This window comes from Allobosea sp. 05T438, assembly GCF_056396025.1.
Genome location: NZ_JBFTKQ010000002.1, coordinates 199,303 through 219,912, shown reverse-complemented (window position 1 = coordinate 219,912; position 20,610 = coordinate 199,303). Strand labels below are relative to the sequence as shown.

Genomic DNA, 20,610 nt, shown 5'->3' with positions numbered 1-20,610 from the left:
CTTTATCGCGGCATTGCGGCGAAATCCTCCGCCGCCTGCTTCTGGGCCGCCTCGTCGCGCTCGAAAGCTTCGCGTCCGGCCTGCGCCGCGCGCAGCTTCACCTGCTCGATCTCGCCGGCGAGATCGACGCCGCGCAGCAGCATCAGCCGGTCCTTGAGCTTGGCTTCGATGAGCCCCGGCATGCTGGCGAGCTGCTGCTCGAAATCCTCGATCTGCCGACGTGCTGCGACATATTCCGGAAGCTCTCCCGGCTGGTCGATCTCGGCGAGGTTGAGCGACTGCCCGAAATAGGCCGGGGGCAGATCCGTGCGGACGCGCAGATTGGCCTCGCGGTACTGCATCATCGCTGCGTCCTTGGCCGCGCGCAGCTGCCCGAGTCGGGACTGATAGAGGTCGCGCGCCTTTTCGGCGGCTGCCTTCATGCCCTGCAGCTTGCCGAGTTCGTCACGGCAATCGGCGCGAAAACCGTCGATCTGCGTGCGGATTCCCTCCAGCTCCGGCAGCAATTCGCCATCGAGCCGGCGCCGCTCCTCCTCGACGGCACTCCAGCGCTGGCGCCAGCGCTTGTAGGCGGCGGCATGGCCGGGATAGGTGCCGAAAGCAGTAAAGCCCTTTGTCGCGGCGACAAAGGCGACGAGGCAGCCGATGATGACGAGCGCGACTGATTTGATGTCGTAGATCGCGAAGGGGTTCTCCAGCATGCGCGGCATCACCTGATAGGAACGCGCATCCGGATTGGCGATCAGCATCTCCCGATAGTGCCCGACCGCGAGGTTGAACAGCACGATGAGCGCGATCATCCCGGCATAGGCCGGCAGCGCCCAGAACAGATGCGAGCTCTTCACATGCTGGCAGTAGCGCGCTGGCCCGATCCCCATGAAGAAACCGAGCGCGATGTTGAGTGCCGAGATGATGACGGCGGTGGCCGCGCCGCCGACCAGGCCGAAATCGCTGGCTTCTGCAAAGAAGTTGCCGTTGAGCAGGCTCTCGATCACCAGCGGCACGACGAGGAAGAACAGAATGAACTGCCACTTGTCGAGCTTGGGATCGGCGCGGCGCTTGTTCTCGTAGTTGAAGAAGGCGTATTCGCGCTTGGCCCTGAGGGCATCGTAGATGCGCTGCTCCAACTCGCTGCCGTGCTTGTTGAGCATGGCCCGCATCGTCGCCTCGACGCCGCGTACCCGTCCTTCGAAGCGCTGCTGCGTGAAGAGTTCCCGCCGGCTCACGATTTCGGCTTGGATCGCGTTGAGCCTGGCCGCCGCCTCCTGCCGCAGCGCGGTGTAATGCTCGCGCGCCCTGGCGATCAGCGTTTGCTCGGTCTGCGACAGCATGGTGGCGTCGGCCGGGGGCAGGTTCTCGACCGCGTCGCTCGCGCCGTTGTGCCCGGCCCTAACCGATTCCGCGAGATGATGCGCCGTCATTGCCGGGGTGGCGCCGTGACGCGTGGCCGTGTGGCCGTTCTCATTCGCCATGGGCGGCTCGTGTCAGGAACAGGCGGGCATCGACGACATCGACCCAGAAATCGCGGAAGCCCGGATAGGCCGGCCGCAGATAGGCGCGCTCGAACCAGATCGTCAGCGCGACGAGCCCGGCTCCGCCCAGCATGGGCAGGATCGCGGCCAGGGACAGGGGCGCCCGATCGAGCGCGGCCAGCCGCCAGCCAAGTCCGGCCAGCACCAGGGCGCAGGCGATCGCGAGCAAGGCGAGCACGCGATGGCGGCCGGTGTCGTAGGCGAGCTGCAGCGCCGCGCTCATCAGCGTGATCGCGAACGCCGCGCAGAGTTCGAGCACGGCGAGCCCTGCCAGGGCGCCCGCGATACCGGCCCCGATGCCGGTCGGCGAGGCGGGAGAGAGTACGAAGAAGACGCCGCGGCCGGAAGACCAGCCCAGGAACAGGCAGAAGAGCAGGATGGTCGCGATCAGGATAGCAAGAAGCGGCAGGGGGCGTCGCAAGCGCGCGGCCATGATCGCCAGCCGCGCCGCATGGGTTTGCCGCACGGCGTCGTCGATTGCGCTTGCCGCCGCCTTTACGCGGCCTGCGATCGCTTTGAACATGACCCGCAGCAACTCCACCCGTCAGCTGACGGTGACCGCATTCGCCGGGCCGGTCAAGCGAGCGGCGGCCGTCATCCAGGCCGATCAGCCGCCGGTGACGCTCATATGCCGGCCTACGGCCGGGCGCGCATGGCGCCGGTCGATGACGAAGTCGTGGCCTTTCGGCTTGCGGGCGATGGCCTCGTCCATGGCGCGGTAGAGCAGGGCGTCGTCCTGCGAGGAGCGGACGGCGGCGCGCAGGTCGGCAGCATCCTCCTGGCCGAGGCACATATAGAGCGTGCCGGTGCAGGTCAGCCGCACGCGGTTGCAGCTCTCGCAGAAATTATGGGTCAGTGGCGTAATGAAGCCGACAAGCCCGCCGGTTTCCTTGACGCGGACATAGCGCGCCGGCCCGCCCGTGCGGTAGGGGTCGTCGACCAGCGAGTACTTGTCCATCAGCCGCCCGCGCACCACCGAGAGCGGCAGGTACTGGTCGATGCGGCCCACCTCGATCTCGCCCATTGGCATGACCTCGATCAGGGTGAGGTCCATGCCGAGGCCGTGCGACCAGAGCATCAGCTCTTCGATCTCGTCGTCGTTGACGCCCTTCAGCGCCACCGCGTTGATCTTGACGCGCATGCCGGCCTTGCGCGCCGCCTCGATGCCGGCGAGCACGACCTTGAGGTCGCCCCGGCGCGTGATCTCGCGGAACTTGTCGGCATCGAGCGTATCGAGCGACACGTTGATGCGGCGCACGCCATAGCCGGCGAGCTCGTCGGCATAGCGCGAGAGCAGCGAGCCATTGGTCGTCAGGGTCAGCTCGTCCAGCGCACCGGAGGCGAGGTGGCGCGAGAGCGAGCGGAACAGGCTCATGATGTCGCGGCGCACCAGCGGCTCGCCGCCGGTGAGTCGCAGCTTGCGCGTGCCGCGGCTGACGAAGGCGGTGGCGATCCGGTCGAGCTCCTCCAGCGTCAGCAGCTCTTTCCGGGGGAGGAACTGCATGTTCTCGGCCATGCAGTAGACGCAGCGGAAATCGCAGCGATCCGTTACCGAGATGCGCAGATAGGATATTTTCCGGCCGAACGGATCGACCAGTGGCGACCGCGTCAGCGGCTTCATGTCGTCGAGCAGCACGTCTGCCTCAACTCCCAACGCCCAGCCCGCTCCGCCCAGGATGCGGACTGGTTTGCACATTGCTATAGCAAGACATTGGCACCACTGCGGCCAAGGTCAAGCGCATGACTGCCGCAGCCTGCGAGGGACGTACACGATCATGTCATCCTGGCCGACCGAAATCCGCCTGTCGAAGGACCGTCGCACCCTGCACGTCGCCTTCGAGGACGGGGCGAGTTTTGCGCTGCCGGCCGAGCTTCTGCGCGTTGAAAGCCCCTCGGCCGAGGTCCAGGGTCACCATCCCAGCCAAAAGACGATCGTCGCCGGCAAGGCCGCAGTCGAGATCCTGAGGGTCGAGCCGGTCGGCAACTACGCCGTCAGGCTCGGCTTCGACGACATGCACGAGACCGGCATCTATGCCTGGGATTATCTGCGCGAGCTCGGGGAGCAGGCGCAGGAGAAGATGAAGGCCTATGAGGCCGCGCTGGCGGAGAAGGGGCTCTCCCGCGATCGGCAGCGCTAGGAGCCGTTCCGATCCGCTGCAGGAGTCGGCGACTTCGACGAAGCGAAGCCGCAGCGCCAGGGGCCACGCAATCCGCGCTGGAGCGCGGGTACGGAGGATCGTCGCCTGGCTCGCCTCCCGCCGCGGTGCCCTCGTTGTCTCGGCTGAACCTCGGAATGGGATGGAAGGCGGACCTTGCTCTTGGCAGCTAAAGGTCGCGGCTGGCTTGCCGGCCGAGGGCCACGAGTTTCAGGAGATTTGCATAGCCCCGAGCGTCGTCAATTGCGCGGTGCGTGTGTTCGATGGAGCCAAGCCATTCCGGCGGATAGTGCTCGACATCACATTGCCAATGTCCTCGCCCCGTGCTGCCAGCGACCATCGACATGATGCACAGAGGCGGATGCCTGAAGAGCCGGTCGGGCACCCAGGGGCCTTCAAATAGTGGCCGTCCGGTAAATCGTCTCAGGTAGAAGTCGATCCACAACCCGTCGAGGACGACCGGGTGGGCAGCGAAAATGGGCTCGCCATCCAGCGATTTGACCCAATCGACAAATCGCTCGATGCCAGCCCCTGCTGGTTCCGGGTTGCTTGTCGCGGCCGCCCATGCCTCAGCCTGCGTCTGCCAGAAGGCCATGGTTCCCGCGTCTTGTTCAGCGCCGTCGAGAGGCTCCAGAACAGCCTCGAATTCGCCGAGGATCCTGCCGGTGCTTGATACTGCCACTGAGCCGAACGACAGCATCGAATTCGCGCCCGGTATCGGCCCATCGAATTCGCAGTCGGTCACAACGTAGAAATGCGGCATCGATCCCCCTGGTCTCTTCTCGCTGTGAACCTGCGCATATCCGACTGACTCCGAGGCAAACGGTCGCTTCGAGCGGCGAGGCACGGACCCGGATCGCCGCTGGCCGAATATACCCAAGAAGTCGAAATCCGAGCTTCATCCACATTCGGACTGCATGCGGGGGTGCCCGAGCGTGCCGGGCGTCCGCGGCGAACGGCGGTTGTTGATTTCGGTGCCAGGTAGATCAGGTCACAAAGCTGCCGAAGTCTCTCTTCATAGGGCGCGTAGATCGATCCGTAGCGTCGTTAATGTGGAGTTAATGGACCGTTGAGTGAAAGTAATATCGGCGCAGATGTCTGCGAAGAGAATAGGATTAATTTCAGGTATAGGCAGGGCGTTCGCTCGTGCAGGTAGGGGCGTATTTCGGAAGGCTTTCGTCCTGCGCCGCAAGGCGCGCAGTCATCGCTCATGGCGCCGCGATGAAGCCGAAGGCCGACGATGCGACAGAGCATATCCCTGGCATTCTCCTGCCGTGGCAAATGGCCTGCGAACCACTGCAGTCTTGCGGCTGATCCGAGTATCGACCGACGACCAAAGCCTTCGACTAGCCCCGCCATCCAGCCCCGCCTGATCCCCGCAAGGGCGGAACGCTAGCTCGTCACCCTTCCTGTTTCCCAGCAAGTTCCAGTCAAACGAGCCGCTGATCTCGCCGCCGATCGATCGGTGCTGCGCCTGCTCGGCTGACCCTATATTTCCGGAGCGTACTCCATGAAGCGCATCGTCCCGCAGGCGCTGCTCGCGCTCGCGGCTCTCGTCGTGCTGCCTACCAAGACCTTGCCGACGACGTCGCCCGCCCTGTCGCATGTCCCGCTCGGCGTCGATGAGCGCACACTTGGCTTCCATCCGAAGGCGCTTGCCTCAAGCCGTCTCCTTGCCGATGATTTCGGAATGTTCGGCAGGCCGGACAGTTCGTTGCTGGTGCTGTCGATCGTGCACGAGCCGGGGGGCAAGTGGCGCAACAGTCTCGCGCGCGCCTTGCACGACAGCGAGAAGAGCGAGCAGGCTCCGCCCGGAGCAGCGCAACGCTCGGGCGAGGGCCCGGGGAAAAATGATGGAACGACCCCGCGCCCTGCCGCGAGCGCAGCGCAAACCTCGGTGACGCCGACGAGCGAAAGCGCGACGATCGCCTGGGTCACGCCGACGGGCTTTATCGTCGTGCCGGGGAAAGAGCCTGAGCCACGGCAGGTCTATGTGGGGCTGATCGAGCCCGAGCATCTGGAGCGCGAAGAGCGCTGCCTGGCCCAGGCCGTCTATTTCGAGGCGCGTTCCGAAGTGGAAGAAGGGCGCGCTGCCGTTGCCCAGGTCGTGCTCAACCGGGTCAAGAGCGGGGTCTATCCGGCCACGATCTGCGGCGTGGTCTTCCAGAACCGCCACCGCAAGCTTGCCTGCCAGTTCACCTTCGCCTGCGAGGGCAAGGCCTTGCGGATCACCGAACCCGAGGCATGGAAAGCGGCGATGCGCATCGCGCGCGAGGTCTACGAGGGCAAAACCTATCTCGTGGAGGTGGGAGCCGCGATGCATTATCACGCCGACTACGTCCAGCCCGGCTGGGCGAAGAAGCTGAAGAAAATGGACGTGATCGGCCGGCACATCTTCTACAGCTGAAGATGAGGCGGGCTGCGCTGGCCCCTGCGATTGCTGAGCCTACGGCACAGCTTGGATCGCTAAACGCTTTTGCGTCCGCGAATGTCAGCGGCGGGTCCTGCGGAGCGCCAATGCGACACCGCTGAGCGCGACGCCGATCGCCAGGATTTCCCGCGCCCCCAAAGCATCTCCGAGCAAAGGGACGGCCGATAGGGTTCCGACGATCGGGACAATCAGCATGCCCGTTGCCGCAGTCGTCGTCGGCAGGCGTTTCAGTGCCCCGAACCAGGTCAGATAGCACAGCGCCATCGGGACGGCCGCCATATAGGCCAGACCGACCAAGCCTTGGCCGGACAAGGCAAGAAGATGTGGTCGTTCCAGAAGGAGGCTGAGCGCGACCATCGGCAAGCAGCCGAGAGCCACCTGCCATGCTGTCAGCGCCGTGAAAGGCATCGCAATGGGCTTGCGGGCCATGACGGTGCCGACCGCGAAGAGAATGGCGGCGGCGAGACCGAAGAGAACGCCCGGCAGTTTTTGGACGGCAAGGTTGGGCCCGCCCATCAATATCGCGATGCCGGCAACGCCGAGCGCCAATGCGAGCAGGCTACGGCGATCAGGGCGCTCTCCGTGCAGAGGCCATGCAATCAGCATCGCCCATATCGGCATCGAATAGGCGATGAGGGCGCCCTCGGAAACCTTGAGCCAATTCAGCGACAGGGCCGTAAAGCCCATCCAGGCGAACACGTTGATTCCGGCTGCTAGGATCAGCGGGAGGCGGAATTCGCGCGGTACCCTGAGCGTTTCGCCGCGGTGCCATGCCAAAATAGCCAGGCCGGCCGCGCCGAGGAGGCCAGCCATGCCGCGAGCAAACAGAGGCGGCCAGTCGAGCAGGACGAATTTCAGGACCGACCAGTTCAGGCCCCAGCCACATGCCGTGATGACAAGCAGGATTTGACCGAGTTTCCGGTTGGCTGCCTCAGTCGCCGCCCCTTGGCTTTCGATCGTGGTCGTCACGGCTCAGCGAGGCCCGGCTTTCGGCGCCCGGACGGGAAGGGCGCGCTTGGTCCAGTCCTTTGGAGCCATGACTATGTTCCGATGCTTTCTGAGCCGCTTCGCCCGGCCTGGGGGGCCGGCGCGCGTAAGCATCGTTGTTGAAATCGAGCGGCCGTGTTCGCGAATTTTGACTGCTGGATGGCGAATTTGGCCGATGATTTCGGATCATCTGACGAAAATGGTTGAGCCTGATGAATTCGAATGCACGGGGCTGGGGGCGGTCGACATCAGATGTCCGGGCGGCAAAGCGAGCTGGCAGCTCCCGGCGCTCTGCTATCCTCACTTCCCAGGGCGTTGCGTTTTCACGGAACCACGCGGTCATCCCGGCCGGATCGGAAAGGTTCTAGCAGTGATCCCCGGTCAAGCCCGGGATGACGGCGTCATTTGGTGAAAACCAGCAGCCCAGCATCCGCGTCACTGGCGTCGCAGGTGCCTTTGCGTCCCGAGAGGCTCGCCAACGGGCGATCAAGATGGGGGTGGGCCAAACGAAAAAAAGCCGGCGTTTCCGCCGGCTTGTCTCGGTAGTGAAGCGTGAGCCGCTCAGCGCGCGACGACGACGCGGGTGCCGACCTTGGTGCGCTCGTACAGATCGATCACGTCCTCGTTCAGCATGCGGATGCAGCCCGAGGAGACGGCCTGGCCGATCGTCTCCGGCTCGTTCGAGCCGTGGATGCGGTAGAGCGTCGAGCCGAGATACATGGCACGGGCGCCGAGCGGGTTGTCCGGGCCGCCGGGCATGAAGCGCGGCAGGTCGGGACGGCGCTTCAGCATCTGCGACGGCGGGGTCCAGCTCGGCCATTCGGCCTTGCGGGTGATGCTCTGGCTGCCGGCCCAGTCGAAGCCCGGGCGGCCGACGCCGACGCCGTAACGCATCGCCTTGCCGTCGGGCATCACGAAATAGAGGCGCCGCTCGGCGGAATTGATCACGATCGTGCCGGGCCGCTGGTTCGTCGGGTAGCTGACGATCTCGCGCGGAATGGCGGTGGCCTGCGCCTTGGCGGGGTCGACATACTGGACGAGCGGCTGGCGGGTCAGCGGATCGATTTCGGCCCGGGCGGCGGAGCCGAGGGCAAGCAGGCCAAGGCCGGCGAGCATGGCCAGACGGATGGAGCGGATCATCGAGAACCTCGGGCGGTCGGGGCGGCGTGTGGACACGAAGTTGACACGGAAAAGTCAACGTCTCCTCAACGTCCTGTCAGCTTCCCGGGTCCGCCGCAATCGGGCTTTTATCACATCCCTGAGAGCTTCCGAGCTTTGCCATTCCGCGTTGCGCACATGCAACATGGCCGCAATGCGTCAACTCCTCAGGACGACGCAGGCGCCGCGATCGACCTGGATGCGCCGGCATAGCGCGGTTGCCTCGGCGCGCGTCGCGGCGGGGAGCCGGACCCGGTAGAATGCCCGCGTACCGCGGCTGCGCAGGCGCGTGCCGATGATCATAGGCTCAAGCTCGCCGATGACCGTGCGGTGGAGAGCGCTGGCGCGTTGGAAACTGGCGAGTGCGCGGGCCTTGGAGAAATTGCCGGCGAGCTGCACGCCCCAGGGCGCGAAGGGCGCCTCCGCAATGACGGGCAGGGCCGGGCGCGCCTGCCGGATCGCAACCAGCGTCGGCGCGCAGGCGGCCAGCTGATCGCGCGTCGCCGGTCGCGCCGGCGGCGAGCGCCCGTCGCCATTGGCGCTGTTGCGCGCATCCTGAGCCCAGTCCTCGACCGAGGCGCCGGTGATCAGCAGGACGTAGTTCTCGGTCTCCGTCGGCAGGAACCGGGTCTGCCCCGCCGCGCGGGCGGCGATCCAGCCGGCAACACGGTTCGGGCCGCCATTATAGGCTGCCGCCGCAAGCCCCCAGTTGCCGAAGCGGTCGCGCAGCTCGGCCAGGAAATGGGCGGCCTTGGGCACGGCCTGCTCGGGGTCGAACGGATCGAGGAGGCCGCGCTCGCGCGCCGTGCCGGGCATGAACTGCGCCACGCCCTGTGCGCCGGCCGGGCTGGTGACGTGCGGGCGGAAGCTCGATTCCTGGAAGATCAGGCGGGTCAGGAAGGCCGGCGGCACCGAGTGTTGCTGCGCGGCGCCGTCGATCAGGCGGCACAGCGCATCCTGGATGCCGGAGGAAGGCGGCAACGGCTCTTCCGCAGCATGCCCGGGCCCGGGTAGCAGGCAGAGTGCAAGCAGGGCGGCGATAAGCCGCGGCGCGGGGCTGGCCAGACGGCGGAAGACGCCTGAGATCATGTGGCCTCTCTCGCATGTTCGCGCGCCGGCTGCCAGCTGCGGCGCCTTCCGCGTTGTGACGGAGGCATCGCCTGTGCGAAGAGGGCGCCGGCCGGCCAACCGGTCAGGGTCATGAAATTGGAGTACAGGGCCAGCATGGAGAAGGCCTGGATCGTCTGGTCGCGATGGTTCCTGGTGGCGGCGGCGGGCTGCGCCGGGCTGCTGTTCGTCTTCATCGGAGCGCTCGATCCTTTCGGTATGCGGGTCGGAGCGGGCCAGCCGGCGCGGCCGATCATGGATATCAACCAGCGCTTCATGTACCCGCAGCTCGTGCGCTCCGGGCGCTTCGACGCGGCGGTGCTGGGCACCTCGACCATGCGGCTGCTCGATCCGCAGACGCTTTCGCGGGGGCTCGATGCGCGCTTCGTCAACCTCGCGATGAATGCGGCGACGCCCTGGGAGCAGTTGCAGATGGCCGGACTGTTCCGGGAGCATGTCCGCGTTCCCAAGCGAATCATCTGGGGCCTCGATGTCACCTGGTGCGAGCCCGACGCCACCGATGCGGCGAAGCGCCTGACGCCGCGGCCGATGCCGGACTGGCTCTCGCGAGAGGTTCGCTGGACCGATTGGCCGAAGCTGCTCAACCTGACCAATCTGGAGATCGCCGGCCGTCTGATGGCCTATCGTCTCGGCTGGTCGCGGGAACGCATCCGCGGCGACGGCTACGAGGTCTTCACGCCGCCGGAGGCGAGCTACGATCTCGCTCGTGCGCGCAGCCACATCTACATGAGCAGTGGCGGCCTGCCTCTGGATATGACGCCCTTGCCGCCGGTGCCGGTGCCGGCCGCCGAAAGGGCGGCCTGGCGCTTTCCGGCACTGGCCTGGCTGGAGGAGGCGATCGCTGCCTTCCCGAAGGAAACGCAGGTGATGCTCGTCCTGCCGCCCGCACATCTGATGGGCTACCCCCGCGAGGGATCGGCGGGATGGCAGCGTTATGCCGCCTGCAAGGCTGGGATTGCTGCTCTGGCGCGGCGGCACGGCGCGACAATGGTCGATTACGCGCACGCCTCGCCGATCACGGCGCGGGATGAAAACTACTGGGATCCCCTGCATTTCCGCCTGCCCATCGCAGCCCGGTTCGCTGAGGAGCTGGTCGGGGTTGCCAAGGGCGGCCAGCCGCTGCCGGATGGCGCGGCACGCGTTCTGCGCTGACGATGTCGGAGAAAATGGTGGGCGGCACAGGGATCGAACCTGTGACCCCTCCCGTGTGAAGGGAGTGCTCTACCGCTGAGCTAGCCGCCCGGACCGGCCTTCTCCTAGTCGGCGCGCTTCACGCCGTCAAGGACGTGCCGGCACCAGATTGAGCGCACGATCCACAGCATTCGGCAGCTCGTCGAAGTGCTGGATGATGAAATTCGGTTCCAGTGTCTCGATCGGCACGTCGGTATAGCCGAAGGGTACACAGATAGACGGGATGCCCGCCGCGCGCGCCGTCGCTATGTCGGTGCGGGAATCGCCGATCATCACGGCGCGCGAAGCGTCGGCCTTCGCCGCCTCGATGGTCATCGTGAGATGGCGCGGATCGGGCTTGAACCAGGGGAAGCTGTCGCGCCCCGCCACGGCGGCGAAGCGTTTGGCGATGTCGAAATGGTCGAGGATCAGGCGCGTGTGCAGGATCGGCTTGTTGGTGCAGACGGCGAGCGCGTAGCCCTCGTCGGCCAGTGCATCGAGCGCGCCCAGCACGCCGTCGAAAAGATGGCTGTGGGAGGCGACGTCGTCGGCGTAGATCGCGAGAAAATCCTCGAAGAGCCGCTCCAGGGTTTCAGTATCGAGCGGCTGGCCCGATACCTTGAATCCGCGTTCGATCAGGGCGCGCGCGCCCGCGCCGACGAGCTCGCGTGCCCGGTCCAACGGCAATGCGGGCAGGCCTTCGCGCACCAGGATGACGTTCAGAACCCGCATGATATCCGGTGCGGTCTCGGCGAGCGTTCCGTCGAGATCGAAGACGACGATCGGGGGCAGGCTCATGGCGTGGCTTTCCGGGCAATGCGACAGACGACCGGCTTAAAGGGCTTCCCGCGCCGGCTGGCAAGTGCTTCGCCTTGGAAGGACAGTCTTCACCGCCTCCCCAAATTCGCCGCGCATGATGGTATCGTTCGCTCGATTCGTCGCCCCGCGGCAGGGAACCATGTCATGTCGAAGTTCATCGCAATCCGGCCCGGCGTGATGTGCCTGGGATTGGCAGCCTGCCTTTCGCTGTCGTGCGCGCTCCCGGCGCTCGCCGGGCCGTTCGAGTTCGCGCCTGCGCCGCAGACCGATCTCAACCGCGTCTACCGCATCGACAAGGCGACGGGAGAGGTCGGCGCCTGTCAGTTCCAGCTGAAGGAGGGCGGGGTCGGCCTCACTGTGTGCTTCCCGACGGGCGAGGGGGCCGGGCCTCAGGCGCCGAGCGACTACGGGCTGATGCCCTCGCGGCATGAGCGCGAAGGCGGCATCTTCCGCGTCAATATCCGCACCGGGGAGATGAGCATCTGCTACGTTTTCGACGACAAGACGGTGTGCACGCCGCAAGCGAAATGATGCCTGGCGAGCTGCGCGCGCTGGACATGGAGCGCGCGGCGCGGCAGGAGAGCGGCGCTATCTTCCGTGGGTAGCGGCCGGTCTCGATAACTCCATCCGGGCAAGTCCTATGAACGCCGATGATCTGAAAAAGCAGGCTGCCGCCCGCGCCCTCGAACTCGTGCGGCCGGGCATGCGGCTCGGTCTCGGAACCGGTTCCACCGCGAAGCACTTCGTCGATCTGCTCGGTAAGAAGGTCGCGTCGGGCTTCGAGGTGATCTGTGTCGCCACCTCCGAGGCAACGCAGGCGCAGGCCGTCTCCTTGGGCATTCCGATGTCGACTCTCGACGAGACGCCCGAGCTCGACCTGACGGTCGATGGCGCTGACGAGCTCGATCCGCAGATGCGCCTGATCAAGGGCGGCGGCGCGGCGCTGCTGCGCGAGAAGATCGTCGCCGCCGCTTCCGCCCGCATGATCGTCATCGCCGATGACGGCAAGCTGGTGCAGAAGCTCGGCCGCTTCCCGCTGCCGATCGAGGTCGTGCCTTTCGGGTTGGAGGCGACGCGCCGCGCGGTGGCTGAGGCCATCGCCGCTTCCGGCTCCGCCGGCAAGATCTCGCTGCGCCAGCGGGCCGACGGCTCTACGCTCGTCACCGATGGCGGCCATTTTATCCTCGACGCTCATCTGGGCGCCATAGAGCGGCCGGAATTATTGGCTCAGGCTCTGAACATGGTGCCAGGGGTCGTGGAGCACGGCCTGTTCATCGGTCTGGCGTCGGGAGCGATCCTCGCCGGTGCCGACGGGCTCAAGCTGCTCGGCAAGATCGAATGATTCCATTCCTGCGCGATCCACGCTAAGGAACGCGCGAAACAACGGTCGGCTCGGCAGGGCCGGCGACGCTGCCGGGCTGATCGGCGGCTCGTCAACGATGAAGGGGTTTTGACCGCATGATCCGCCATATTCTCGCCAGCCTGGCCCTCGGCCTCGCGCTGCTGGGCGCCGCTCCTGCCTTTGCCCAGGTGCCGACATTGACGCCGAGCCATCTCCAGGCGGCGCGCGAGGTCATGGAGCTGACCGGCGTCACGCAGAACATCAACAACATCTATCGCGAATTCGAAGAGAGCGCGAAGGGCTTCGTGGCGACCCGGCCGGAAATGGCGAAAGACACGGACACCGTTCTTGGCGAGCTGAAGGCCGAGGCTGACAAGCGCTCCGAGGAGATGATCAAGACTTCTGCTGCGGTGTTCGCCAGCAAGATGACGGAATCTGATCTGAAGGCGGTCGCCGGCTTCTTCAAGTCTGACGTCGGGCAGCGCTATACCAGCCTGCGTGCCAAGGCGATGGAAGAAATCTTCCCGCTTTTGCAGCCCTGGAGCGTGCAGACCAGCAACTATCTCTTCGATCGCTTCTCGCAAGAAATGCGCAAGCGCGGCCATACGCTCTGACGCTGCCGATCTGGTAACGCACAGCCATCGACGCCTCCCCTTCGCCGGAAGGGGAGGCGTTTTCATATGGCGCGCCAGTCAGCCGGGCCGGTGCCGCCGATGTCCTCCATCGGCGGTTCGCTGGCTCGCTGGTGTTTGCCCGAAGCCCGACCTATCTGCGTGGTCTCGCCGTTGCAGTTTTCGGAGCCCGGATCATGACCCGCGACCTCGTTTTGGTGACCGGAGGCTCCGGCTTCGTCGCCGGGCATTGCATCCTGAAGCTGCTTGCGGCGGGCTTCGATGTTCGCGCCACGCTGCGCTCCTCGGCGCGGGAAGGCCGCCTGAGGGAAGCCTTGAAAGGGGCGGGTGTCGATGCGGGCGAGCGCCTGCAGATCGCCGCCGCCGATCTGATGCAGGATGAAGGATGGGATGCGGCGATGACCGGCTGCTCCCATGTGCTGCATGTCGCATCGCCGCTGGCGTCAGCAGCCCCCAGGGACGAGGATGAGCTGATCCGTCCGGCGCGCGAAGGTACGTTGCGTGTTCTCCGCGCGGCTCGCCGCGCGGGAGTGAGGCGTGTTGTGCTGACCTCGTCCTTCGCGGCCATAGGTTATGGCCGCGCGCTGAAGCGGCCCTATGACGAGCGCGACTGGACCAATCCGGCCGCGCCGGGCCTCGCCGCCTATCCGAAGTCGAAGACACTGGCCGAGCTTGCCGCGTGGGATTTCGTCGACGGGGAAGGGCAGGGGCTCGAACTCGCCGTGGTCAATCCGGTCGGCGTCTTCGGCCCGCTGCTCGGGCCGGATCTTTCCGCCTCGATCCTGCTGGTGAAGACCATGCTGGAAGGAAGGCTCTGGGCGGTTCCGCGCCTGATGTTCGGTGTGGTCGATGTGCGCGACGTGGCCGACCTGCACTTGCGCGCCATGACCGACCCGGCTGCGGCGGGCGAGCGCTTTCTCGCGACCGCCGGGGATTTCATGACGATGCAGGCCATTGCCCAGGCGTTGAAGGACGGGCTCGGCGAGCGCGCGGGCGGCGTCTCGACCCGCGTATTGCCGGACTGGCTGGTGCGCCTCGCCGCGCGCTTCAGCGCCACGGCGCGTCAGGCGGCGACGCCGGAGCTCGGCCGCGTCAAGAACGCGACCAGCGCCAAGGCGCAGGCCATGCTGGGATGGCAGCCGCGGCCTGCCGCCGAGGCTCTCGTCGCGACCGGCGAGAGCCTGCTGCGGCTCGGCCTCGTCAGTCCTCCGAGGCCTTGAAGCGGTTCAGCCCCTTCATCGCGAATGGCGCTACCAGAGCGAGGAGGGCGATGCCGAGCAGTGTCGCCGAGATCGGATTTTCCAACAGGATCATCGGGTCGCCGAGGCTGATCTGCAAGGCACGGCGCAACTGCTGCTCCGCCATCGGCCCGAGGATGAGGCCAACCACCATCGGCGCGACCGGGTAGTCGTAGCGGCGCATCAGGTAGCCGAGGAAGCCGAAGACGAAGAGCATGGTCAGTTCGACCGCCGAGCCGTTGACCGCGAGCGTGCCCATCGTCGCGAAGACGAGGATGCCGGCATAGAGCCAGGGCTGCGGTATCGCGAGCAGCCGGACCCAGAGCCCGATCAGCGGCAGGTTCAGGATCACCAGCATGACGTTGGCGATGAACAGCGAGGCGATCAGGCCCCAGACCAGATCCGGCTTCTCGGCGAAGAGCAGCGGGCCGGGATTGAGACCGTATTGCTGGAAGCCGGCGAGCATGATCGCCGCCGTCGCCGAGGTCGGCAGGCCGAGCGTCAGTAGCGGCACCAGCGTGCCGGCGGCCGAGGCGTTGTTGGCTGCCTCCGGCCCGGCGACGCCCTCGATCGCGCCCTTGCCGAACTCGTCCGGGTATTTGCAGAGCTTCTTCTCGGTCGAGTAGCTCAAGAAGGTCGGGACTTCGGCGCCGCCGGCCGGCAAGGCGCCGATCGGGAAGCCGAAGGCGGTGCCGCGCAGCCATGGCGCCCATGACCGCTTCCAGTCCTCCTTCGTCATCCAGAGCGAGCCCTTGATAGGGATGATCTCTTCCGGCTCGCGGAAGCGCTTGGAGGCGACGTAGAAGGCCTCGCCCACGGCGAAGAGGCCGACCGCGAGCGTCGTCACTTCGACGCCGTTGAGCAGCTCCGGCACGCCGAAGGTCAGGCGCGCCTGGCCTGTCAGCTTGTCGATGCCGACCAGTCCCAGCGTAATGCCGAGAAACAAGCTGGTGAGACCGCGCAGCGGCGAGTCGCCGAAGGTCGCCGACACTGTGACGAAGGCGACGATCATCAGGGCGAAATAGTCCCAGGGACCGAACTTGACCGCGACCTCGACGAGCCAGGGCGCGAGGAAGGCGAGCCCGATCGTCGCGATCAGGCCGGCGACGAAGGAGCCGATCGCCGAAGTCGCAAGCGCGGGGCCGCCGCGGCCGGCCTTGGCCATCTTCGAGCCTTCGAGCGCGGTGGCGAGAGAGGCGCTTTCGCCCGGCGCATTGAGCAGGATCGCAGTGGTCGAGCCGCCATACATGCCGCCATAGTAGATGCCCGCGAACATGATCAGCGAGCCGGCAGGGTCGAGCTTGAAGGTGACCGGCAGCAGAAGCGCGACGGTCAGCGCCGGGCCGATACCGGGCAGAACGCCGACTGCGGTGCCGAGAAAGACGCCGATGAGGCAGAACAGCAGCTTGGAGGRCTCGAGGGCGACGCCGAAGCCGCTGATCAGCGAGAGCAAGGTATCCATCGTTCAGCCCCGGCTCAGAGGAAGAGTTGCTCGAGCGGTCCCGACGGCAGGATCAGCGTCAGGAGCTTCGCAAAGACAAGAAAGATGATCAGGCCGAGGACGAAGCCGATCGCCGCATCGACCAGCAGGGCCCGCCGCCCCATGCCGCGCGCGGTGCAGGCGAAGACGACCGAGATGGCGATGATGAAACCGCCGCCGAGCCCGATGCACGCGATCAGGAAGACGAGGCCGCCGGCGATCCACAAGAGGGCCTTGTTGTCGGCCGCCTCCGGCTCGGGCAGGCCTTCGCGGAAGGCGACGACGAAATGCGCCAGGCCGAGGATGACGAGGCCGACCATCACGACATAGGGCATGGCCGTCGGCCCGATGCCATAGGTGGAGGTAATGGTCTGCTGCGACGCGTCGTAGCCGACGAAAAAGGCGACGATCAGCAGCAGCACACCCACGATCAGGGCCGGCTTGTTGGCACCTTGCGTCCGAGTCTCGTTCGTCATGGCGTTCCCGCTATGCAGGCCGGCGCCTTCGCGGCGCTTCTGGCGGTGAGAAAAGGGGCCGGTTTCCCGGCCCCCGTGTTTTTGTCGGCTTTGCCCGGCTTACTTTACCAGGCCGACTTCGGTCATCACCTTCGAGACGCGTTCGATCTCGGCCTTCAGGAAGGTGTCGAAGGCAGCGCCGGCGAGGAAAGCGTCATCCCAGCCGCGGGCCTTGAGGATTTCCTGCCACTCCTTCGACTTGACCATCTTCTCGACGGTGTCGGTCAGCGCCTTGGTCTGATCGGCCGAGAGACCGGGAGGAGCCACGACCGAACGCCAGTTCAGCAGTTCGAGGTTGATGCCCTGCTCCTTCAGCGTCGGGGCGTCCGGCGCGTTCTCGAGGCGCTTGGGCGAGGAGACGGCGAGCACGCGCAGCTTGCCGGCCTTGATCTGGCCTTCGAACTCGCCATAGCCGGAGACGCCGGCAGTGACGCGCCCGCCGAGCATCGCGGCCAGTGCCTCGCCGCCGCCCGAGAACGGGATGTAGTTGATCTTCTTGGCGTCGGCGCCAACGGCCTGCGCGAACAGCGCGGCGAGGATGTGGTCGGTGCCACCGGCCGAGCCGCCAGCCCAGGTCACCTTGGCCGGATCGGCCTTCAGGCGCTCGGCCAGGTCCTTGGCGGTCTTGAGCGGGGATTCCGTCGGGACGACGATGACCTCGGCTTCGGCGGTGAGGCGGGCGATCGGCGTCACCTGCGTGAGATTGACCGGCGACTTGTTGAGCAGGATCGCGCCGACCATCACGAAGCCGTTGACCATCAGCTGGTGGCCGTCGCCCTTCGCGCCGATAAGCTGAGCGAGGCCGATGGTGCCGCCGGCGCCGGTGACGTTGTTGACCTGCACGCTCTTGACGATTCCGGCTGCGGTCAGCGCCTGCTGCATCGAGCGCGCGGTGCCGTCCCAGCCGCCGCCGGGCGCTGCAGGGGCCATGATCTTGAGTTCGGCGAGCTGGGCGAAGGCAGCCGTCGAGAGAGCGGCGAGAGCCACCGCGGTCAGGGCCGTACGCTTCAAGATAGATGTCAGCATGGATTTCCTCCGATTACGGCCCCCGCCGTGCTTTTTTGGGCAGTATCGGCTGTGACACCTTGCCACGCAGGGCGTCAATTGCGCCTGATTGAATAATGTCTTGACAATAATCGGCGTACTTCTCCGCGTTCGCTGCGGCTCTTGCTCCTTTAGTTCTACGACTCTGGCCGGCTTCCGGATAAGGCGCTGGCGACGTTTCCCGCGATCGCGTAAGCGCAATTCATGAGTCAGATGCGTTTCGCCGATCGCCACGAACATGCGCCCAGCTCCGGGAGGTTTCCGTCACGCCTGACCGTGATCGGCGCGGCGCTTATGGTGCTGATGCCGCTGGCGATGTGGCTTGCCAATCGCTCCGCCCCGCTCATGCTCGGCTTGGCCGTCATTCCCTTCATCGCCGCGGCCGTCGCTGCGGGCCAGGCGGGAGGCGTCGCCGCGCGCCTGCGGAGCCTGCTCGCGACACCGCTGGGACTGGCCCTGACCGCCTTCCTTGCCTGGGCGCTGATCTCGATTGCGTGGAGCCACAAGCCGGGCGCCTCCCTGCGCGCCTGGGCGGAGCTTGTTCTGCCCATCGCCTTCGCGTTTGCGATTGCCGCCTCGGGCCGGTTCAGGCCGCGGCCGGCGTGGCTGCGCGCGCTCGCATTCGCGCTGATCCTCGCCTGCCTGCTGTCGATCGTCGAACTGGCCTCGGGCCTCTCGCAGCGGGCTGCGCTGGGTGTCGGCAAGGTGATGACCTTCGTCTTCAACCGGCCCGCTATCACAGCGCTGACGCTGGCCGTTCCGACGATCCACGGTCTCTGGAATGCGCCGGCCGCACGCCGGTCCGACCGGATATTGGCGGTGATCCTTGGTTTGACCGTCGCCGCATTGGCGCTGCGCTCGGAGAGTGCGTCGGCGCGGCTGGGAGTCGCGGTGTGCGTTGTCACCTGGGCGTTGTCGGCCTGTTGGCCGCGCCTGACGCTGACGGCTGCCGGCCTGGCCTTCGTCCTCGCCATGGTGATGGCGCCGGTGCTCGGCATCGCCGCTCACAATTGGCTGCCCTCGATGATCCTGAACCGCTTCGCCGTGATGACCGGGCAGGCCCGCATCGATATCTGGCAGAGCTTCGGCGAGGTCGTGCGGGTGCGGCCGATCGCAGGCGCCGGCTTCGGGACCTCGGCCAGCATGGACCAGCACCCCGTGGCGGCCGAGGTGGCGCCGGAGCACAGGACGCTGCTGGGAGTCGGACATCCTCACGACATGCCGCTGCAGGCATGGGCCGAGACCGGGGTGATCGGAGCGGGCATTCTCCTGCTCGCGGGCTTGTTACTGCTCGTGCAACTGCGCCGGCTGCCGGCGCGGGAGATGGCGCCGCGCCTGGCGATGTTCGCCGCCGCTTTCGCAATTTCCGTTGTCGGGCACGGAGCCTGGCAGGGCTGGTGGATAGCCCTCCTGGGAGCCGGAATCCTCTGGTTCGGACCGGGACGCCAAGGAGAAGATCATGGCTGAATTCGACGTCGATCTCTTCGTCATCGGGGCGGGCTCCGGCGGCACGCGTGCTGCGCGCATCGCGGCCGGACACGGCGCCCGTGTGATGATCGCGGAGGAGGACCGCATCGGCGGCACCTGCGTCATCCGCGGCTGCGTGCCGAAGAAGCTCTTCGTCTATGCCAGCCGCTTCACTGACGATTTCGAGGATGCAGCCGGCTTCGGCTGGACGCTTCCCGCAAAGCCGTCCTTCGACTGGCCGACGCTGCGCGACGCCGTGGCGAACGAGGTCACGCGCCTCTCCGGCCTCTATCGCAAGGGCCTTGACGGCGCGAAGGTCGAGATCCGTGAGGAGCGCGCCATCATCGAGGGGCCGCACAGCGTTCGGCTGGTCAAGAGCGGCCTGACTGTCACCGCCCGGCATATTCTCGTCGCGACGGGTGGTTGGCCGGCCTTCGACCCGCCGATCCCCGGCGGCGAGCTGGGCATCTCCTCCAACGAGGTCTTCCATCTTCCGACCTTGCCGAAGCGGCTTCTGGTCGTCGGCGGCGGCTATATCGCGCTCGAATTCGCCAGCCTCTTTGCCCGGCTCGGTGTTGCCGTGACGCTGCTCCACCGCGGCGACAATATCCTGCGCGGCTTCGACGAAGACATCCGCAATCGCCTGCGCGATGCGCTGGTCCATGCCGGCATCACCATGCGGCTCGGTTGCACCATCGAGCGCATCGAGGAATTGGCGGACGGCGCCCGTCGCGCCCATTGCGCACATGGAGCGCCGATCGACGCCGATGTCATTCTGGTCGCGACCGGCCGGCGGCCGAACACGAAAGGCCTGGGGCTGGAGCGGGCTGGAGTGGAGCTCGGCCCGCTCGGCGAGATCGCCGTTGATGCAGCTTCAGCCAGCAGCGTTCCGTCGATCCATGCGGTCGGCGATGTCACCAACCGCGTCAACCTGACCCCGGTCGCCATCCGGGAAGGGCATGCCTTCGCCGACAGCACCTTCGGCAATCGCTCCTGGACAGTGGATCACGCCACGGTGGCCTCAGCGGTCTTCACCACGCCTGAGATCGGCACGGTCGGCCTGTCGGAAAACCAGGCGATTGCCGCCGGCCATGAGGTGCGCATCTTCGAATCCGGCTTCCGCCCGATGAAGGCGACCATCTCCGGGCGGCATGAGCGCACCTATATGAAACTCGTCGTCGATGCGACGACCGACAAGGTTCTGGGCGTCCATATCCTCGGACATGACGCTGGCGAGATTATCCAGGCCGTTGCCATCGCCGTGACGATGGGGGCGACCAAGGCGGATTTCGACCGCACTGTCGCGTTGCATCCGAGCGCCGCCGAGGAACTCGTGACGATGCGCACACCGCGGGCGGTCTAGCGTCGCGGGGAGGGCCGCTTCCGTCGCGGCAGACCCGATCTGCGAAGCAGCCGTGCAGCCGCCCGCGAAGGGCGGCATCCCGCTGACATGAGGCGGCTTTCCGGCTCTCGTTTTGATATGCCGAAACCCGCGGCCGTGACGACGTCGC

General features: G+C 66.3%; 20 protein-coding genes and 1 tRNA gene. 9 read left to right on the top strand and 12 right to left on the bottom strand.

What is annotated here, in order from left to right:
• Positions 1-2 precede the first annotated feature (2 nt).
• From AC1DIN_RS04870 to moaA, 3 genes are all read right to left on the bottom strand, one after another.
• The gene (locus AC1DIN_RS04870; RefSeq protein ID WP_441468535.1) at positions 3-1,472 is read right to left on the bottom strand and encodes a hypothetical protein; all 1,470 of its coding nucleotides are present in this window, start codon (positions 1,470-1,472) and stop codon (positions 3-5) included.
• Positions 1,462-2,055, bottom strand: coding sequence for a hypothetical protein (locus tag AC1DIN_RS04865; RefSeq protein WP_476808894.1), 594 nt, complete (start codon positions 2,053-2,055; stop codon positions 1,462-1,464). Before AC1DIN_RS04865 ends, AC1DIN_RS04870 begins: the two co-directional genes overlap by 11 nt.
• A gap of 84 nt (positions 2,056-2,139) precedes the next feature.
• Positions 2,140-3,153 carry a GTP 3',8-cyclase MoaA gene (moaA, locus tag AC1DIN_RS04860; RefSeq protein WP_476809370.1) on the bottom strand — a complete coding sequence of 338 codons (1,014 nt, stop codon included), beginning with the start codon at positions 3,151-3,153 and terminating at the stop codon, positions 2,140-2,142.
• A 154-nt stretch (positions 3,154-3,307) separates the two neighbouring features.
• Here moaA and AC1DIN_RS04855 point away from each other — a divergent pair, with 154 nt between their 5' ends.
• Positions 3,308-3,670, top strand: a complete 363-nt coding sequence (locus AC1DIN_RS04855; protein ID WP_441468533.1) for a gamma-butyrobetaine hydroxylase family protein — start codon at positions 3,308-3,310, stop codon at positions 3,668-3,670.
• 187 nt (positions 3,671-3,857) lie between these two features.
• Here the strand turns inward: AC1DIN_RS04855 and AC1DIN_RS04850 are convergent, their stop codons facing one another.
• Entirely contained in the window at positions 3,858-4,451 is a 594-nt protein-coding gene (locus tag AC1DIN_RS04850; protein ID WP_476808893.1) for a DNA polymerase III subunit epsilon, read from the bottom strand.
• Positions 4,452-5,198: 747 nt separating this feature from the next.
• On the opposite strand from AC1DIN_RS04850, the gene AC1DIN_RS04845 reads away from it, so the two are divergent.
• Positions 5,199-6,095 (top strand): cell wall hydrolase, encoded by an 897-nt coding sequence (locus AC1DIN_RS04845; protein ID WP_476808892.1) that lies wholly within the window; start codon positions 5,199-5,201, stop codon positions 6,093-6,095.
• A gap of 84 nt (positions 6,096-6,179) precedes the next feature.
• Here the strand turns inward: AC1DIN_RS04845 and AC1DIN_RS04840 are convergent, their stop codons facing one another.
• The 3 genes from AC1DIN_RS04840 to AC1DIN_RS04830 all read right to left on the bottom strand — a co-directional run bounded on the left by AC1DIN_RS04840 (position 6,180) and on the right by AC1DIN_RS04830 (position 9,353).
• Entirely contained in the window at positions 6,180-7,088 is a 909-nt protein-coding gene (locus AC1DIN_RS04840) for a DMT family transporter (protein WP_476808891.1), read from the bottom strand.
• A 579-nt stretch (positions 7,089-7,667) separates the two neighbouring features.
• Complete coding sequence (locus AC1DIN_RS04835; protein WP_441468529.1) at positions 7,668-8,246, bottom strand: L,D-transpeptidase; 579 nt, start codon at positions 8,244-8,246, stop codon at positions 7,668-7,670.
• 177 nt (positions 8,247-8,423) lie between these two features.
• Positions 8,424-9,353 (bottom strand): lytic transglycosylase domain-containing protein, encoded by a 930-nt coding sequence (locus tag AC1DIN_RS04830; protein ID WP_476808890.1) that lies wholly within the window; start codon positions 9,351-9,353, stop codon positions 8,424-8,426.
• 135 nt (positions 9,354-9,488) lie between these two features.
• Between AC1DIN_RS04830 and AC1DIN_RS04825 the strand changes: the two genes are divergently transcribed.
• Entirely contained in the window at positions 9,489-10,544 is a 1,056-nt protein-coding gene (locus tag AC1DIN_RS04825; RefSeq protein WP_476808889.1) for a hypothetical protein, read from the top strand.
• Positions 10,545-10,559: 15 nt separating this feature from the next.
• Here the strand turns inward: AC1DIN_RS04825 and AC1DIN_RS04820 are convergent.
• Together AC1DIN_RS04820 and gph are read right to left on the bottom strand one after the other, a co-directional pair.
• Positions 10,560-10,634, bottom strand: a tRNA-Val gene (locus tag AC1DIN_RS04820).
• A gap of 36 nt (positions 10,635-10,670) precedes the next feature.
• On the bottom strand, positions 10,671-11,360 hold the full coding sequence (gene gph / locus AC1DIN_RS04815; protein ID WP_476808888.1) for a phosphoglycolate phosphatase: 690 nt from the start codon (positions 11,358-11,360) through the stop codon (positions 10,671-10,673).
• A 198-nt stretch (positions 11,361-11,558) separates the two neighbouring features.
• On the opposite strand from gph, the gene AC1DIN_RS04810 reads away from it, so the two are divergent.
• The 4 genes from AC1DIN_RS04810 to AC1DIN_RS04795 all read left to right on the top strand — a co-directional run bounded on the left by AC1DIN_RS04810 (position 11,559) and on the right by AC1DIN_RS04795 (position 14,575).
• On the top strand, positions 11,559-11,912 hold the full coding sequence (locus AC1DIN_RS04810; protein WP_476809369.1) for a hypothetical protein: 354 nt from the start codon (positions 11,559-11,561) through the stop codon (positions 11,910-11,912).
• A gap of 109 nt (positions 11,913-12,021) precedes the next feature.
• A complete protein-coding gene (gene rpiA, locus AC1DIN_RS04805) occupies positions 12,022-12,723 on the top strand; it encodes a ribose-5-phosphate isomerase RpiA (protein WP_476808887.1) in 702 nt (233 codons plus the stop codon).
• Positions 12,724-12,839: 116 nt separating this feature from the next.
• Positions 12,840-13,337, top strand: coding sequence for a DUF2059 domain-containing protein (locus tag AC1DIN_RS04800; protein WP_476808886.1), 498 nt, complete (start codon positions 12,840-12,842; stop codon positions 13,335-13,337).
• 194 nt (positions 13,338-13,531) lie between these two features.
• The gene (locus AC1DIN_RS04795; RefSeq protein ID WP_441468523.1) at positions 13,532-14,575 is read left to right on the top strand and encodes an SDR family oxidoreductase; all 1,044 of its coding nucleotides are present in this window, start codon (positions 13,532-13,534) and stop codon (positions 14,573-14,575) included.
• Here the strand turns inward: AC1DIN_RS04795 and AC1DIN_RS04790 are convergent.
• The 3 genes from AC1DIN_RS04790 to AC1DIN_RS04780 all read right to left on the bottom strand — a co-directional run bounded on the left by AC1DIN_RS04790 (position 14,556) and on the right by AC1DIN_RS04780 (position 17,614).
• Positions 14,556-16,055: a tripartite tricarboxylate transporter permease gene (locus tag AC1DIN_RS04790; RefSeq protein WP_476808885.1), complete on the bottom strand. Its 1,500-nt coding sequence runs from the start codon at positions 16,053-16,055 to the stop codon at positions 14,556-14,558. The two genes, AC1DIN_RS04795 and AC1DIN_RS04790, sit on opposite strands and share 20 nt — an antisense overlap.
• Before the next feature lie 14 nt (positions 16,056-16,069).
• Entirely contained in the window at positions 16,070-16,549 is a 480-nt protein-coding gene (locus tag AC1DIN_RS04785) for a tripartite tricarboxylate transporter TctB family protein (protein WP_441468521.1), read from the bottom strand.
• A gap of 99 nt (positions 16,550-16,648) precedes the next feature.
• The gene (locus AC1DIN_RS04780) at positions 16,649-17,614 is read right to left on the bottom strand and encodes a Bug family tripartite tricarboxylate transporter substrate binding protein (RefSeq protein WP_441468520.1); all 966 of its coding nucleotides are present in this window, start codon (positions 17,612-17,614) and stop codon (positions 16,649-16,651) included.
• A 222-nt stretch (positions 17,615-17,836) separates the two neighbouring features.
• Here AC1DIN_RS04780 and AC1DIN_RS04775 point away from each other — a divergent pair, with 222 nt between their 5' ends.
• Positions 17,837-19,099 carry an O-antigen ligase family protein gene (locus tag AC1DIN_RS04775; protein ID WP_441468519.1) on the top strand — a complete coding sequence of 421 codons (1,263 nt, stop codon included), beginning with the start codon at positions 17,837-17,839 and terminating at the stop codon, positions 19,097-19,099.
• Positions 19,092-20,462 (top strand): glutathione-disulfide reductase, encoded by a 1,371-nt coding sequence (gene gor / locus AC1DIN_RS04770; protein ID WP_476808884.1) that lies wholly within the window; start codon positions 19,092-19,094, stop codon positions 20,460-20,462. The genes AC1DIN_RS04775 and gor overlap by 8 nt, the downstream gene beginning before the upstream one ends.
• Positions 20,463-20,610: the final 148 nt, after the last annotated feature.